Source organism: Pseudomonas sp., from assembly GCF_033723075.1.
Lineage (GTDB): Bacteria > Pseudomonadota > Gammaproteobacteria > Pseudomonadales > Pseudomonadaceae > Aquipseudomonas.
In genome coordinates this window covers 107,943-124,223 of the sequence record NZ_JAWVXU010000007.1, presented here as the reverse complement: position 1 = coordinate 124,223, position 16,281 = coordinate 107,943, and the positions used below count along the sequence as shown (strand labels likewise).

At 61.3% G+C, this 16,281-nt stretch carries 14 protein-coding genes; 13 read left to right on the top strand and 1 reads right to left on the bottom strand.

Features of this window, described 5'->3' with window-relative positions; all coding sequences use genetic code 11:
* The first annotated feature begins 116 nt into the window (after positions 1–116).
* The 4 genes from R3355_RS10565 (at position 117) to R3355_RS10550 (ending at position 5,861) form a co-directional block, all read left to right on the top strand.
* A complete protein-coding gene (locus tag R3355_RS10565) occupies positions 117–1,568 on the top strand; it encodes an APC family permease (RefSeq protein ID WP_318961148.1) in 1,452 nt (483 codons plus the stop codon).
* Positions 1,569–1,656: 88 nt separating this feature from the next.
* Positions 1,657–3,078 carry an aldehyde dehydrogenase family protein gene (locus R3355_RS10560; RefSeq protein WP_318961147.1) on the top strand — a complete coding sequence of 474 codons (1,422 nt, stop codon included), beginning with the start codon at positions 1,657–1,659 and terminating at the stop codon, positions 3,076–3,078.
* Between the two features lie 11 nt (positions 3,079–3,089).
* A complete protein-coding gene (locus R3355_RS10555; protein ID WP_318961146.1) occupies positions 3,090–4,439 on the top strand; it encodes an aminotransferase class III-fold pyridoxal phosphate-dependent enzyme in 1,350 nt (449 codons plus the stop codon).
* A gap of 96 nt (positions 4,440–4,535) precedes the next feature.
* Complete coding sequence (locus R3355_RS10550) at positions 4,536–5,861, top strand: alginate export family protein (RefSeq protein WP_413243498.1); 1,326 nt, start codon at positions 4,536–4,538, stop codon at positions 5,859–5,861.
* Positions 5,862–5,992: 131 nt separating this feature from the next.
* On the opposite strand, the gene R3355_RS10545 is transcribed toward R3355_RS10550, so the two are convergent.
* Positions 5,993–6,760 carry an IclR family transcriptional regulator gene (locus tag R3355_RS10545; RefSeq protein ID WP_318961145.1) on the bottom strand — a complete coding sequence of 256 codons (768 nt, stop codon included), beginning with the start codon at positions 6,758–6,760 and terminating at the stop codon, positions 5,993–5,995.
* Between the two features lie 203 nt (positions 6,761–6,963).
* Between R3355_RS10545 and R3355_RS10540 the strand changes: the two genes are divergently transcribed.
* Genes R3355_RS10540 through R3355_RS10500 form a run of 9 tightly spaced genes read left to right on the top strand, consistent with a single transcriptional unit; the run spans position 6,964 to position 16,240 of the window.
* On the top strand, positions 6,964–8,505 hold the full coding sequence (locus R3355_RS10540; RefSeq protein ID WP_318961144.1) for an acetolactate synthase large subunit: 1,542 nt from the start codon (positions 6,964–6,966) through the stop codon (positions 8,503–8,505).
* A gap of 10 nt (positions 8,506–8,515) precedes the next feature.
* Complete coding sequence (locus tag R3355_RS10535) at positions 8,516–10,006, top strand: aldehyde dehydrogenase family protein (RefSeq protein WP_318961143.1); 1,491 nt, start codon at positions 8,516–8,518, stop codon at positions 10,004–10,006.
* 26 nt (positions 10,007–10,032) lie between these two features.
* On the top strand, positions 10,033–10,827 hold the full coding sequence (locus R3355_RS10530; protein WP_318961142.1) for an SDR family NAD(P)-dependent oxidoreductase: 795 nt from the start codon (positions 10,033–10,035) through the stop codon (positions 10,825–10,827).
* 12 nt (positions 10,828–10,839) lie between these two features.
* Positions 10,840–11,880, top strand: a complete 1,041-nt coding sequence (locus R3355_RS10525; protein ID WP_318961141.1) for a WD40/YVTN/BNR-like repeat-containing protein — start codon at positions 10,840–10,842, stop codon at positions 11,878–11,880.
* Positions 11,881–11,891: 11 nt separating this feature from the next.
* A complete protein-coding gene (locus R3355_RS10520; RefSeq protein ID WP_318961140.1) occupies positions 11,892–12,341 on the top strand; it encodes a VOC family protein in 450 nt (149 codons plus the stop codon).
* An 11-nt stretch (positions 12,342–12,352) separates the two neighbouring features.
* Positions 12,353–12,955, top strand: a complete 603-nt coding sequence (locus R3355_RS10515) for an amino acid synthesis family protein (protein WP_318961139.1) — start codon at positions 12,353–12,355, stop codon at positions 12,953–12,955.
* Positions 12,956–12,984: 29 nt separating this feature from the next.
* Positions 12,985–13,854, top strand: coding sequence for an alpha/beta hydrolase (locus R3355_RS10510; RefSeq protein ID WP_318961138.1), 870 nt, complete (start codon positions 12,985–12,987; stop codon positions 13,852–13,854).
* Positions 13,851–15,455: a bifunctional 3-(3-hydroxy-phenyl)propionate/3-hydroxycinnamic acid hydroxylase gene (locus tag R3355_RS10505; RefSeq protein ID WP_318961137.1), complete on the top strand. Its 1,605-nt coding sequence runs from the start codon at positions 13,851–13,853 to the stop codon at positions 15,453–15,455. Before R3355_RS10510 ends, R3355_RS10505 begins: the two co-directional genes overlap by 4 nt.
* Positions 15,452–16,240, top strand: a complete 789-nt coding sequence (locus R3355_RS10500; protein ID WP_318961136.1) for a 2-keto-4-pentenoate hydratase — start codon at positions 15,452–15,454, stop codon at positions 16,238–16,240. Before R3355_RS10505 ends, R3355_RS10500 begins: the two co-directional genes overlap by 4 nt.
* The last annotated feature ends 41 nt before the right edge of the window (positions 16,241–16,281 follow it).

The window sequence follows — 16,281 nt, the reverse complement described above, 5'->3', positions numbered from 1 at the left end:
GGCCTAGCATCGATTTCGTTAGTAGCTCTACAACAACAAACTCTTTGGTCGGCAAGAGTGGCGCGGTGCCGCTCTCCGGTCTTCCATTGACTGACTCATATAACAAGGTCAAGAAAATGAGCGTATATACCCCTCCGGTCGCGAGCTCGACAGAGTTGCGGCGCGGCGCCCTAGGCGTCGGTTTCATCATCTTCTTCGTAGTCTCCGCCGCGAGTCCGTTGAGCGTTCTCGCTGGCGGCTTCCCCATCGGCATCATGCTTGGCAATGGTGCCGGCATGCCCGCGCTACTAGTGCTTGCCTTGCTGGTGCTGCTGTCCTTCTCGGTGGGCTACACCACCATGGCCCGGCATGTGACCAATGCTGGTGGCTTTTATGCATTCTCGGCGCGTGGGCTTGGCGGCTTGGCCGGCGGCGCGTCCGGGGTGCTTGCCATGGTCGGCTACAACATCCTGCAGGTCGGCCTGTACGGTATGTTCGGTGCCGTAGCCGAAGGCACCATGAACAGCGTGTTCGGTTTGGACATGCCGTGGTGGGTCTACTCGCTGTTGGCGATGGTCAGTATCGCCGTGCTCGGCTACCGCAAGATCGACTTGTCTGCGCGGGTGCTGTCCTTCATCGTGATCGCCGAATATTTGGCCATTCTCTTGCTGGATGTCGCCATCCTGACGAGCGGCGGCGATGCGGGCATCAATCTTGACTCCTTTAAGCCGGAGCATGTTTTCAGCGGCACGCCGTCGATTGGTCTGCTGTTCTGTTTCGCCGCGTTTATCGGCTTCGAGGCCACTACCATCTATGGCGAGGAGGCGAAGAATCCCAAACGCGCCATTCCGATAGCCACTTATGCCTCGGTACTGCTGATCGGCGGGTTCTACGCACTGTCGGTCTGGGCGATGGTGATTGGTGTCGGGGCCGACAAGATCGTGCCGGCCATTCAGTCGCTTGAGGATCCGACCACCTTCATCTACGGCATGTCCGATCATTTTGTTGGGCCCGAGTTGACCCAGGTTATTCGGGTGCTGTTCCTGGTCAGTATCTATGCTGGTTTGCTTGCCTTCCACAATTCGGCGGCACGCTACTTCTTTGCCATTGGTCGCGATGGCCTGCTGCACAGTCTGCTGGGCACGACCCACCGGATTCATCAGAGCCCGCACATGGGCTCGGCGTTGCAGAGCCTGATCGCCGCCGTGGTGGTTCTGATCTTTGCTGCCATGGGGGCTGATCCCATCCTGCAGCTCTTTGCCTGGTTCTCCAGCCTGGCCACCTTGTGTTTGCTCCTGCTCATGGCGCTGACTTCGGCGGCCGTGCTGGTCTACTTCCGAAAGCACCCCGAGCTGAAGCTGAACCTGATTCGTAGCACCATCATGCCGGCATTTTCCTGTCTCGCGCTGCTCTTCGTGCTGGCCATCGCGGTGGTTCACTTCGACGTGCTGACGGGCTCGAGCAAGACCCTGTCCTATGGGCTCTGTGCGGTCATTCCGGCGGCCCTGGTCGTCGGTGTAATGCTGGCAGCGCGTCTGCGCAGAGCTTCCCCCGAGCGCTTCAAGGCACTGGGTAGCCACAAGCTCTGAGTCCACCTGGGCGCTCATCATCCATCCCGAAAAAACCAAGTAGCCGCCGCGTGGGTATTGCCCGCCGGCGTGCGAATGGAAGGTTCCTATGTACGACTATCGAATGCTCATCGACGGTGCCCGAGTAGTGGGCGAGGACGGTCACTTCGACGTGATCAACCCGGCTACGGAGGTTGCTTTCGCGCAGTGCACGTCTTGCTCTCTCGATCAGCTGGATCAAGCGGTGAATGCCGCCCAGGCCGCTTTCAAGGGGTGGCAGCACAGTACCCACGCATACCGGCGAGAGTGCTTGCAGCTTATCGCCGATGATATCGAACGGGACGCCGACGGCTTGGCGAGACTGATCGTGGCAGAGCAGGGCAAGCCACTTGCGCTGGCATTTTCCGAGGTGATGGGTGGGGTGGCCTGGACACGCTATGCCGCCGACCTGGATATCCCGGTGGAGCTGGTCGAGGACACCCTGGCACATCGCATCGAGCTGCACCGTAAGCCGTTGGGTGTGGTGGCTTCGATCACGCCATGGAACTGGCCATTCATGATCGCCATTTGGCACATCATGCCAGCCCTGCGCGCAGGAAATTGCGTGATCAGCAAGCCGTCCAGCCTGACACCGCTCAGCACCCTGCGCCTGGTCGAGATCATTGCCCGTCATGTGCCACGTGGGGTGATCAACATAGTCACCGGCGAGCGAGGCCTAGGCGGCGCGATATCCAGTCATTCGGGTATTCACAAGATCGTGTTTACCGGTTCGACCGCCACTGGTCAGCGGGTCATGCAGGCAGCGGCCGGCAACCTCAAGCGCCTGACCCTGGAACTGGGAGGCAACGACGCCGCCATCGTGCTCCCGGGCACACCGGTCGAGACCGTCGCGGAGGACATTTTCCAGGCCGCCTTTCTCAACATGGGACAGACCTGTGCGGCGCTGAAGCGTCTTTACGTACACGAATCCCAGTACCAGGCCTTCGCTGATGCGTTGGTTGAAATCGCCGGGCGTCAGGTGATCGGTGATGGCCTCGAGGCTGACGTGAACTTCGGCCCGGTGCAGAACCGCGACCAACTCGAATTGGTGGCCGAGCTGGTCGATGACGCCCGTGCCCAGGGTGGCCAAGTGCTGTGCGGTGGTGCACGCCTGGATCGCCCGGGCTTCTTCTACCCGCCGACCATAGTCACCGGTATCAGCGACGGCCATCGCCTTGTGGACGAAGAACAGTTCGGCCCGGTGTTGCCACTGATCGCCTACCGCGATGAGGAGGATGCCCTGCGCCGTGCCAATGCCAGTGAAATGGGCTTGGGCGGATCGGTATGGGGGCTGGATCCGGAGCAGGCGCAGGCCTTCGCCAGCCGTCTGGAAAGTGGTGTGGCCTGGGTCAACTGCCATGCGCAGATCCAGCCGAATACACCGTTCGGCGGCAGCAAGATGTCCGGCTTTGGTGTCGAGTTCGGTTTGGAGGGGCTGCTGGAGTGTACCGGCCAACAGTTGTTGTACGTCCGCAAGCGCGAAACTGTCTGAGGAACGAAATCATGTACGAGAAATACAAGACCGCGCAGAAGAAATTCTGGCACCCAATGAGTTCATCGGCCTCGGAAAATCGGGCCAAGACCCTGATCATTGCCCGTGGCGATGGCAACTACATCACCGATATCGACGGCAACCGCATGCTCGATGGCGTGGGCGGGCTATGGAACGTCAATGTCGGGCACAACCGCCCCACGGTCAAAGCCGCCATCGCGGCGCAGCTCGATGAGCTGGCCTATTACCAGACCTTCGACGGCATCGCTCACCCACGGGTGTTCGACCTGGCCGAGCGCCTCACCTCGATGTTCGCCCATGAGCAGATGTCGCGCGTGCTCTTCAATTCCGGCGGCTCCGATGCGGTAGAGACCGCGCTGAAGATGGCCCGGCAATACTGGATCGCTTCCGGTCAGCCCGGTCGTACCCGCTTCCTCTCGCTGCGTAACGGTTATCACGGCGTGCACGTGGGCGGTACGTCGGTGGGCGGCAACGGTGTGTATCACTACAACCACGGCCCATTGCTGGCCGGCTGTCATCTGCTCGATACCCCCTGGCTGTACCGCAATCCGTGGGATTGCCGTGACCCCGAGCAACTGACCGAGCATTGCATCCGCCAACTGGAAGACCAGATCGCCTTGCTGGGGCCGGACACCATCGCCGCATTCATTGCCGAGCCGGTGCAAGGGGCTGGCGGGGTGATCGTGCCGCCCGAGCACTACTGGCCGCGTTTGCGCGAGATTTGCGACCGTTATGGGATTCTGCTGATCGCCGACGAGGTGGTCACTGGTTTCGGCCGTACTGGCTGCATCCTGGGCAGTCGCGGCTGGGGCGTGGCGCCGGACATCCTGTGTTTGGCCAAGGGCATTTCAGCCGGTTATATCCCGCTCGGTGCCACCGTGTTCAATGCACGTATAGCCGATGCCATCGAGAGTGGCCCCGGCTTCAGCAATGTGATCATGCATGGCTACACCTACAGCGGTCATCCGGTTGCCTGTGCCGCCGCATTGGCCGTGCTCGATATCGTCGAGGCTGAAGATCTGCCGGGCAATGCGGGTCGGGTGGGGGCGCAGTTGCTCCAGCAGCTCAAACCGCTCAGTGAGCGTTTTGATGTTGTCGGTGAGGTCCGTGGTAAGGGGTTGATGATTGCCATTGACCTGGTCGCAGACAAGCGCACCCGTCAACCGCTGGACCCGGCTGCCGGGCATGCGGCGCGCATCGCCGACGTGGCGCGGCTTGAGGGTGTTCTGGTTCGCGCGGTCGGCAACAAGATCATTCTTTCTCCTCCCTTGACCCTCACGTCTGATGAGGCCGGGTTAATTGTTTGCGCTTTGGAGACTGCTATTAGCGCTTATCGCTAGCTTGCCTAACCCGCCTGCGCTGGGGTGTTGCGTGGGTGGGTGCTCTGACACAACAGCAACAATAAAAAGCCCAAAGGGCAGAATAGGAGCCTTGACATGAATCATCGAAAATTCACCGGAGCTTTACGTGGCGGACTCGCCCTGGCTATCGCGGTAGGCATGGCCAGCCAGGCTCAGGCTTACGAGTTGTACGCTGATGACGATACCCATTTGAATGCTGACATCCTGGCCGTTTACGGCTTGATGAATAGCCGCAAGAACTACGACGGTACAGCGGGTGGTTCTTCCTGGCGCGAAGGTTTCATCAAATACGGTGTAAGTGGTGATCAGGGGCTCGCCGGTTCCGGCACCGCCTACGGTGCACTCAACTGGGTCAGCTCCGGCACCTGGGGCGATGGCGACGCCGGTGGCAACAGTGACGGCTCCGAACGCACCACCAAGATCGAGGATGCCTATCTGGGCTGGCGTTCTGCCGATATGTTCCCGGTGCTAGGTCAGGATGGTGTGGACCTTTCCTTCGGGCGTCAGGTTGTCAAACTCGGCCGGGGTTTCCTCATCAACGACGATGGCCTGAACTTGGGCAAGGGGCCGGCAGACGGTGCCTTGAATCGTGGTGGAGCCTACTATCTAGCCGCACGGCATGCCTTCGACCGCACCGCAGTGGTCCGTATCGGTGGAGAAGAGGGCCTGCACGGCAGTGCCGTCTGGCTCAAGTCTGACAACCGCGCCCAGGCCGAGACCGAACTGGCCGCCGGCACCCTGGATTACACAGGCAAGGCGGGTACCCTGGGGCTGACCTGGGTCCATGGGATCGATGTCGCCGAGGAGTGGGCCAGCCCCGCCCAGACACTGCGTGAGGACCTTGATGTTTATAGTTTGCGCGGTGAGGGTGATGCCGGCATCGAGAATGCCAACTTCGCCTTCGAGTATGCCTGGCAGGACCTGGACACCGGCTCCGAGACGGCCTGGTACGCGGAGGCGGGCTACACCTTCGCCGACCTAGCCTGGTCGCCGAACCTGACCTATCGCTACACCCGCTACTCCGAGAGCTGGGATCCTCTGTTCACCGGGCTGAGCACGGGTTACGGCACCTGGTTCCAGGGGGAGGTTGCGGGTAACTATGCTGGGCCGTTCAACAGTAATACCGCCATCCACCACCTGGGATTCAAGGTTAACCCTCTGCCGAACCTGACTCTCGGGGCGCTGTACTTTGACTTCAACACCCTGCAGCAGCGTGATGCGTTAAACCTGGATGCTCGTGAGCTGGATGTGTTTGCCGAGTGGGTAGTGAACGACAACCTCATCATCAGCCCGCTGATCGGCCTCTACCAACCGAAGAAGGATGCCAGCAACGGTGGCAACCAGGTCGGCGGTAATGGCACCAACGTCTACAGCCAGTTGGTGGTTATCGTGCCGTTCTAAACTCGGTATCGGCTCGCGCTATGTATTAAGCCGCCCTTGATGGGCGGTTTTCCGTATAGACCTGGCATTGGTGGCATTGCAGCGTCAGCCGCTTTGCAGCGCCAATCAGCCGGGCTGTGCGAGGCGTGTAGTCAGGACGGACTGTCTGTGCGCTGTACCTGCATATTGGCGGCAATCCGCCGTGTGGTCTCGATGGTCATATCTATCACCGTTTCCTGGCGCAGCAGCTTGAAGGTGTCAGTGCTGCCCACGGCAGACAGGCTGGCGACCACTTCCTTGTCTTCGAGGCTGATGATCGGTGCAGCGATGCCGGTCAGCCCCAGGTTCAGCTCGTCGTGAGTGATGCAATAGCCATCCTTGCGGATCTTCTTGGCTACCCTGGCGAACTCTGACCAGCTGTACGCGCTGCACGGATTGGCGGGGTCCTTGGATATCGTTTCCTCAAACAGCTTCTGCAGGTGGCGGCCCTTCTGGTGGGCGACCAGCACCTTGGACTGGGCGCCACGGAACAGTGGCAGCGGCTGGCCGCGGCCGAAGGCGAAGTGATAGGTGTCGTTGGGCTTGGTGATGTAGGTGTTGATGATGCGTCCGTCGTAGAAAACGCTGACGAACACAGCCAACCCGGTTTCGGCCGAGAGTGTGCGCATCAATTGGCGGCCGGCGGTCAGAATGGGGTCGTACTGTCGCATCATCCAGTCCAGCTCAATGATGCGCGCCCCCAGCGCGTAGCTGCCGGCCCCCACACGGGTGAGCAAGCCGGCTTCACAAAGATCCTTCACATAGCGATAGACCGTGGCCCTGGACAGGCCCATGCGTGCGGCGATGGTCTCCGGATCTATCTGCAGTTGCTTGGGACCGAAGAGGTCCAGCACACCCAATGTCTTGCTCAAGCTACTCATGGCGCTCCTGTTGCTGCGTGGTCCCTGCGGGCCTATTGCTCTATTGCTTAGTAATATTGGCGAGTTGTTTTCAGGTGGTTATTTCACCCTAAAAAATCTCATTTGTCTCGTATTTTGAGCCTTTTGTTAAAAAAAAGTTGTTCTGTGTTCTGTTAAATGAAATAAATCTCACAACAGAAACGCAACAACTGTGAGGCCTACGAATGAATGGTGCCGAATTACTCATCAAGGCTGCCGCCGCCAGCGGCGTCGAGTACTGCTTCGCCAACCCTGGAACCACCGAGATCCCGCTGGTGGCGGCGATGGCTGCCGAACCCGCGCTGAAGCCGGTGTTGTCGCTTTTCGAGGGGGTGTGTACCGGGGCGGCGGATGGCTATGGCCGTATCGCTGGCCGCCCGGCGATGACCCTGACCCATCTGGGGCCGGGCTTCGCCAATGGCATTGCCAACCTGCACAACGCCCGCCGGGCGAATACACCAATCGTCAACGTTATCGGCGACCATGCCTCCTGGCATGTGAACTACGATCCGCCGCTGGCCAGTGACATCACCGCATTGGCAGGAACGGTGTCCGGTTGGGTGCGTACGTCGCGTTCGGCAGAACTTATCGGCGAAGACCTGCAGAGCGCCCTGCAGGCTGCCTGGCAACCACGTGGTCAGATCGCCAGCCTGATTTTGCCGATGGATCTACAAGCGAGTGAGGTCGCTGCGGGTTTGAATTTTTCTGCCTTGCGCCCACCGGTTCGCCGTTTTGCCAGCGACAAGGTCGAGGCGGTTGCGCGTAGTCTGCGTGCCGGCAAGCGCTTGGTGTTCATCGTCGGCGATGATGGCCTGTCTGCCGCCGGCCTTGAAGCGGCGGGGCGCCTGGCCGGTCTACCGGGCGTGCGTTTGTTCGCCGAGACCTTCCCGCGCCTGAGTCATCGTGGCGGTGGTCTGCCGGACCTGGATCGCCTGCCGTACTTCCCCGAAGTGGCCATCGAAATCCTTAACCAGTACGACGCCGTAGTTTGCGCCGGCGTCCCGGAGCCGATCAGCTATTTCGGCTATGAGGGCATTCCCTCTCGCCTGGCCGAGCTCGATCGTCTGCTCTGGCTGGCTGACGTCGGTGACGATGTAACCGGTGCCTTGGTCGCCCTGGCCAATGCCCTGGACGCACCGGCATTCGTGGCCAGCCCTATCGGTGTCGAGTTGCCGCCAGGGCAAGAACAGCTGACGCCTCAGTCGGTCGGTCGGGTTCTTGCCGCGGCTCTGCCTGAGGACTGCATCGTGTCGATCGAAGGGGGAACCTGCGGTTACCCATTCTTCACGGCATCGGCCAATGCCGCTCGCCACCGTGTGCTGACCAATACCGGCGGTGCTATCGGCCAGGGCATACCGGTCGGTTTCGGCGCGGCCCTGGCCGAGCGCGGTAACCGAGTGTTCTGTCTGCAGTCCGACGGCAGTGCGCAATACACCATCCAGACGTTGTGGAGCATCGCCCGCGAGCAGTTGCCGGTGGTGATCCTGATCGCCGCCAACCACCGCTACGCGATCCTGCAGAACGAGCTGCGTCGTTTTGGCGTGACCGAGTTCGGGCCGCAAGCGCTCAGCCTTACCGAACTGGACCGCCCGCGGGTGGACTGGAAGGCTCTGGCCAAGGGTTATGGCGTACCGGCAAGCACGGTGCGCAGCAATGCCGAACTGCAGCGCGCGCTGGCCGATGCCAAGGCGTCGGCCGGTCCCTGCCTGATCGAAATGGAGCTGTGAGGACAAGATTATGAGCGATATCGAACTTTTGCCTGCAGTGCGTGAATTCCTGGCTAACCCAGGCCGACTCTTTATTGGCGGAAGCTGGCAGGAGGCCGCGAGCGGTCGTCGTTTTGCCGTAGAGAATCCGGCTACCGAGGCTGTGCTGTGCGAGGTCGCCGAAGGCGACGTCGCGGATGTCGACGCAGCGGTGGCCGCCGCGCGTGCTGCATTCGAGGGGCCGTGGCGGCATGTGTCGCCAGCGCGTCGGAGCCTGCTGTTATTTCGCCTGGGCGAACTGATCGATGCCCATGCCGAGGAGCTGGCGCAGCTGATCACCCTTGAGAACGGCAAGCCGATTGCTACCGCCAGGGGGGAGGCCGCGAGCGCTGCCAATATCGTGCGTTACTTCGCTGGCTGGCCAACCAAGATCGAGGGCAGCACCCTGCCGGTATCCCCGGCCAGCGGCGCGCCGATGCTCAATTACACCCTGCGTGAGCCGGTGGGGGTGTGCGCGCTGATCGTGCCATGGAACTTCCCGCTGACCATGTGCGTTTGGAAACTCGGTCCGGCGCTGGCCACCGGCTGCACCGCAGTGCTCAAGCCCGCCGAGCAGACACCGCTGGTGGCTGTGCGTCTGGTGCAGCTGATCGAGGCAGCCGGCTTCCCGGCGGGTGTGGTCAACCTGCTCACGGGTTTCGGTATTCGTACTGGAGCACCACTGGCGCAGCATGCTGATGTGGACAAGATCGCCTTCACCGGCTCGACCCAGGTCGGCCGCCTGATTGCCCAGGCGGCGACCGGCAACATGAAGAAGGTCTCGCTGGAGCTGGGCGGCAAGTCGCCGAACATCATCCTGCCGGATGCGGACATCGTGCGTGCAGCCAAAGGCGCGGCCGACGGCATCTTCTACAACCAGGGCCAGGTGTGCACTGCCGGTTCACGTCTTTATGTGCATGAGAGCGTGCTCGATCAAGTGCTGGATGAACTGCAGCGACATGCCGCGGCTTACGTGCTCGGCTCCGGCCTCAATCCAGCAACCAGCATGGGGCCGCTGGTCTCGCAGCGGCAACTGGACACGGTCAAGGGCTACCTGCAGCGCGGCCGGGAAGACGGTGCCGAGCTGATTTGCGGCGGCAACCGGCCGACGCACCTCGAACAGGGCCATTTCATTGAACCGAGTGTGTTCCTCGACCGCGCCGAACGCGCCTGCGTGGCGCGTGAGGAGATCTTTGGTCCGGTGCTCACCGTCATGAGCTGGTCTGACATAGATGAACTGGTTGTCCGCGCCAACGACTCACCCTTCGGCCTGGCCGCCGGTCTTTGGACCAACGACCTGCGCTCTGCACACCGGGTCGCGGCGCAGCTCAAGGCCGGTTCGGTGTGGATCAACTGCTGGAACGTGGTCGACCCGGCTTCGCCCTTCGGTGGCTACAAGCAATCCGGCTGGGGCCGGGAAATGAGCAAGCACGTGATCGACGCCTACACCGAGACGAAAAGCGTCTTCGTCGATCTCGCCTGAACAAACCAACGACAAGAGGAATAGGCATGGATCTGGAATTGAAAGACCGTGTGGCCATCGTCACCGGTGGCGGCATGGGGATTGGCAAGGAAGTCGCGCGTTTTCTGTCCCAGGAAGGCTGCAAGGTGGTGATCTGTGCACGCCGCATGGAGTACCTGCAGCAGGCCGCAGCGGAGATTACCGCTGAAACCGGCAATGAAGTGTTGCCGCTGTTCTGCGACACCAACGACATGGCTGCGGTTGGCGACATGGTGAGCGCGGCCAAGGCCCATTTCGGTCGTATCGACATCCTAGTCAACGGCGCGGCGGCGCCGTCCGGTGTGGTGCGTAACGACATCGAACATGCTGGCGACGACGAATTGCTGTCCGACCTGAACACCAAGGTGATCGGCTACTTCCGCTGCGCCAAGGCGGTAACCCCGCACATGAAGGCGGCAGGGTTCGGTCGCATCATCAATATCGGTGGCTTGACCGGGCGCAGTAGCAAGGTGCTTTCGGGCATGCGCAACCTGGCCATCGCCCATATGACCAAGACGCTCTCCGACCAGCTGGGGCCGTTTGGCGTCACGGTCAACCTGATCCATCCGGGGGTGGTCGACACACCGCATATCCAGGAGCTGTACGAGCGCGAGGGCATCAAGCAAGGCAAAACGCCTCAGCAGGTCGAGCAGGGTTACATCGACGCAACGCCAATTCGTCGCACCCTGCAGCCCATCGAAATGGGCTGGCTGATCGGTTTCCTGGCATCGCCCAAGTCTGGCGCAGTGACCGGCGAGTCCATCGGCATCGACGGCGGCCTGACCCGTGGCATCTTCATCTAAGAGGTGACAGCGATGAGTAACGGAACATTTCTTGTAGCGACGGTCGGTCAGGCCGTCATCCGCAGCGCCGATGATGGTCATACCTGGCATCGCCTGGGACTCGGTCAGCCGCTGGAGTTCGACGCCATCACCCGTTCGTTGAGCATCAGTCCTGACGCCCCCGAGGTTATCTATGCCGGCAGCGATATCGGCCTGGTGGTCAGCCGCGATGTCGGTGGTAGCTGGGCGCTGGTGGATTCGCCGTTCAATGGCCAGACGGTATGGAAGGTCGCGGTCGACCCTCAGGATGCGCAGCGCATCTTCGTCGGCACCGGCGCACCCTCCCGCGCGGTGCTCTGGCGTACGCTCGATGGTGGGCAGAGCTGGGATCGCGCACCGGTGGAAATCCCCGAGTTCTGCGCCGGGGTCAGTCGGCCGCGCCTGCTGGCGTTCGCCTACGATCCTAGCGATCGCAACCAGGTCTGGTTCGGTCTGGAAGAAGGTGGTCTGTTCCACAGCCGTGACGGCGGCGATAGCTGGACCCGTATCGACGATCGCCTGTTGTGGGACTACAACTCGGATATCCACAACATCGTGGTGTTGCCCAACCATGGCAAGAAAGTGATTGTGGTGGTCTGTGTCAATGCCATCTACCGCAGCTTCGATGAAGGCCAGACCTGGAGCGGGATCCTCGCCAGCGAAACCTTCGGTCTCTACTACTCCCGTGTGCTGACCGCGCCACTCGGCAGCGAAGACACGCTCTACCTGAGTATCTCCGATGGCACACCGGGTACTACCAGCAAGGTGCTGATCTCGCGCGACGCCGCCGCCAGTTGGGAGGTTCTACCGCTGCCGCAGCAGCCGAACTCCTGTGTCTGGGCGATTGCTTTCAACCCGGCCAATCCATTGCAAGTGGTGGCTGGCACCAAGTACGGCCATTTGTTCACCTCGGAAAATGGTGGCAACAGCTGGCGCAAGCAATGGCGCGACTTCAGCGAGATCGCCGACGTGCTGTGGACGCCTGCCGTGGCACAGATCAAGGCCGGGCACCAATCCATCGCCAGCAAAAATTGAGGAGTCACCTGATGAAAGTCGAGGTTGTTCGTACTCATCTATCGCTGTTCGTCACCGATCCAGAGGCTTCCGCACTCTGGTACGCCGACGTTCTCGGCATGCACGAAAGTGCCCGGGGCGAGAGCTGGATCATGATGGCGTTCGGCACCAAGCACCACGACATCGCACTGATCAAGGCGGCACCTGGTGCCCACCAGGGTGGCCTGGGGCTGCAGCACTACGGGCTGGAGATCGCCGGTGACATGGACACCCTGCGTCAGCTCTACGGCATGTTGCTGAGCAAGGGCGTTGAGGTGGTGAAGATCACCGATCATGAAATCGGCAACGGTGTGTACTTCAACGACCCCGACGATAACCGCCTGGAGTTCTTCCTCGAAACCGACCATGACGACGAACGTGCCAAGGCGCGTTTCAAGGCGGCCGGCGCGCCCAGCCGTAATTTCAAACTCGATCCACTGTAAGGACCTGCACAATGAAACCGAGCAACTTTGCCAACTACCACATCCGTAAGTGGTACAGCTTCAGCGAAGAAACCCTGGCCAACGAGAGCGGACAACTGGCCGATGGCGAGCCGCTGTTCAAGTACGTGGTCGCCGCGGCCATCCATAATCCCTATGCCGGGCGTTTCAGTGAGGATCTCAGCGAACTGATCGAGAGTTCGCCCGAACTGGGCCGCGAATTCGGCCGGCGCATTCAGGCACTGGCAGGCGGGCGCGCCATCGTCAGCTACGGCAAGGCCTGCCTGGTGGGCAGCAACTGCGAATACGAGCATGGCAATGCTTTCCTGACCAATCCCGCGGCCGATCCGGTGCGCGAAGCCCTGGGCGGCGGCAAGTCCTGGGTACCGTCCACCGGCAAGCGCGGTGCGCCGGGTGTCACCATCGATGTGCCGCTGGCACACAAGGATGCGCTGTATGTGCGCGCCCAGTACGACACCGTTTCTGTGTCCTTCGGCGATGGTCCGGCACCGGATGAGGTCATTGTCATCTGGGCCTTTGCTAGCCGTGGTCGTCTGCACGCCCGCCTGGGCGGCCTGCAGGCCAAGGATATCAAGGGCGACAACGGCCTGACCTGATGAATACTACTGCTGGCCGGAGAGAACCGATGTCCACGGAAAACCATTTCTTTACCAACCGTTCCGGGCTGCGCCTTCATTTCCTGCGCTTGGGGCGGCCGGATGGTATTCCAGTGATTCTGTTGCATGGTTTGCGGGCCTATGCGCAGACCTGGGAGCCGCTGGCCACCACCCTGGGCGATAGATTCTGCTGTTATGCGCTTGATCAGCGTGGGCGCGGCCTGAGTGATTGGGCAGATAGCTCGAGTTACCAGACGCAGTGCTATGTCAACGATCTGGAGGATCTGGTGGCCCATCTGGCGCTGGAGCGCTTCGTGCTCGTGGGCCACTCGCTGGGAGGCACCAACGCGCTGGAGTATGCGCGGCAGAACCCAGGACGGCTGCTGGCTTTGGTGATCGAGGACATCGGTCCCGGCTCGTCAACTAGCGGCGATGGTGCTGCGCGGATTCGTCGGGAGATGAGCGAGACGCCCCTGCAGTTCGTGGACTGGAATGCCGCCCGAGCGTTCTGGCGCAAATCCCGCTCAGGATTGTCGGAGACGGGGCTGGCATCGCGGTTGGCATACTCCATGAAAGAAACCGCGGATGGGGTTACTTGGCGGCACGACCAGCAGGGGATCGCCGAGGCGCGCCTGAGCATTACCCCGACCGATCTCTGGCCAGCAGTAAGGGCATTGGATTGCCCGACCTTATTTATCCGCGGCGGTCGCTCGGATTTCCTGCCGTTGGCCACGCTGGACGCAGTCAAGGACGCCAATCCTCATGTCCAGACAGTAGAGATCGCCGACGCAAGTCACTATGTGCATGATGATCAGGGTGAAACCTTCAATAGTGTCGTGGCTGGTTATATAGGTGAGTTGGCCGATCGATCACAACAAGAAACCGGTGATAAAGCATGAAACGCGAGACTACTCAGATTGTGATTGTCGGTGGTGGACCGAACGGGATAGCTGCCGCCCATTACATGGGCCTTTACGGTATCGACTGCGTGGTACTGGAGCTAAACGAAGGCATTTTGCCCTACCCAAGAGCGGTCGGCATGGATGACGAGGCGCTACGCGTGTTACAGACGGTGGGCGTCGCAGAACCCGCCCATCGCGACATGATCAGCAATGTGCCCCTGCGTTACTACAACGCCCGTGGCGTCTGTTTCGCCGAGGTGAAGCCAAGCATCGCCGACTACGGCTGGCCCATGCGCAACATCTTCATGCAGCAGTTGCTCGAGGGGACCTTGCGCGAGGAACTGGACAAGCGTGAATGCGTCGACCTGCGCCAGGGCCATGAAATGCTCGAACTCAGCCAAGACTGCGCAGGCGTCACGCTCAAGGTCAAGGACGCCGCTGGCGAGCCCTATGAGCTGCGTGCCCAGTATGTGATTGGCGCCGATGGCGGCCGTTCCTGCGTGCGCAAGCAGCTCGGCATCCAGCTGATCGGCCTGACCCACCCGCGCAAGTGGGTGGTAGTCGATGCCGCCAACGACACGCTGGAAGCGCCTTATACGGCGTTGCACGCTGACCCGCAGCGGCCCTTTGTGTGCATCTACTTGCCGTACCGTCAGCGCCGCTGGGAGTTCATGCTGATGGAGGGCGAGGACGAGGCGAAGATGTGTGAAGAGGATAATATCCGGCGCCTGATCCGCGGCCATATCGGCGATGCGGTAGATCAGCTGGAGATCGTGCGGATTCGTGCCTACACCCACAACTCGCGGGTGGCCGAGCGTTTCGTCTCTGGTCGGGTGGCGCTGATCGGTGATGCTGCGCACATCACCCCGCCTTGGGCTGGCCAGGGTCTCAACTCCGGTCTGCGTGATGTGGCCAACCTCTGCTGGAAGCTGGCCGCTGTGGTCAAGGGGCGCGCCAAGGCATCGATCATCCAGAGCTACGACCTGGAACGCCGTGGTCATGCCACCGACCTGATCGCTCTGGCCGACAACATGGGTGCGGTACTGGGTTTGACCAATCCGCTGGTGGCGGGTGTTCGCGACTGGCTGTTCCAGGCGGTCAACACCGTCGACAACCTGCGTTCGCACCTGCTGGAGTTCAAGTTCAAGCCCAAGGCGACCATCACCAAGGGGCTGGTCTATCACGAGCGACCTGATGTGCGCGAGGGTGACCTGGTCGGCCAACTGTTCATCCAGCCCCAGGTCGAGAATGCCGACGGCGCGCGCGTGCGCTTCGACGATGTGCTAGGTCCCTGGTACGCGGTGATCGGCTACCGGACCAATCCGACCGCTGGGCTGAGTGCCGAGGCGCGGGCATTTTGGAATGGCTTGGAGACCCGCTTCATCCAGGTCAACCGCTCGCGTAGCGGCAACCGCAATCAGCCGTTGAGCGCCGAGGGTGTGATCAGCGTGGAGGACGTGGATAACCGCTTGGACGACTGGTTCTCCAAAGCCCGTGACAACATTGTGGTGGTCCGTCCCGACCGCTTCATCGCGGCCATCACCACACCGGAGCGCCTGGAAGGCGTGCTGGCCAAGCTGGCTGGACAACTGTCATGAACCTGGATCTCTTTGCGGATCTGCCTGACGCATTGCGCCAGGCGGGGCTGAGCGCGACGGTGCTGCCATCCCTGACGGATGGTGCAGCGCCGGATGTGGCGCAAGGCTACCGTCTGCAGCAGCTGGCGTTGCAGCTGAGGTTGCGGGAGGGAGAGTTCCTTCGCGGCTGGAAGGTGGCCTTCAGCGCTGCCACCGCGCAGGCACGTTTCGGCCTGAGCGAGCCGGTCTATGGGGCGCTGACATCTACCATGCAGGTAGAGCCGGGCAGCCGCGTCGGCCTGGCCAGCCTGATCCAGCCCAAGCTGGAGATCGAACTGGCATTCCTGCTAGGGCGTGAGATTATCCCCGGGGACTATACTGACGAACAATTGATCGAGGCCATAACCGAGGTGGCACCAGCTTTGGAGATCGCCGATTGCCGCTGGCAAGGCTGGCGTTTCGCTGCGGGTGCTTTCCTCGCCGACAATGCCGCCGCGGCGTTGTATTGCCTTGGCCCGCGGCAAACCTTCGACTCTAAGCGGCATGCGCGGGTGGAGTATTGTCTGGAGCACGAGGGTGAATTGTGTGGCGTGGGTCATAGCGATGGGCGCATCGACACTCCGCTGGTGAACCTGTGCTGGTTGCTGCGTCGACTACTGGCTGACGGTCGGCCGTTGAGTGCGGGGCAGGTCATTCTCTCGGGAGCCTTGCTGGCACCGCTGGACATCAAGCCCGGTGAATATCGTTTGCAGATGGTTGGCATGGAGTTGGCTTTACGCTTCGAGTCGATGTCAAAACCCGACTGATGCAGCCTGGCGCGTCATGGATGACGGACTACCTGTTGGTC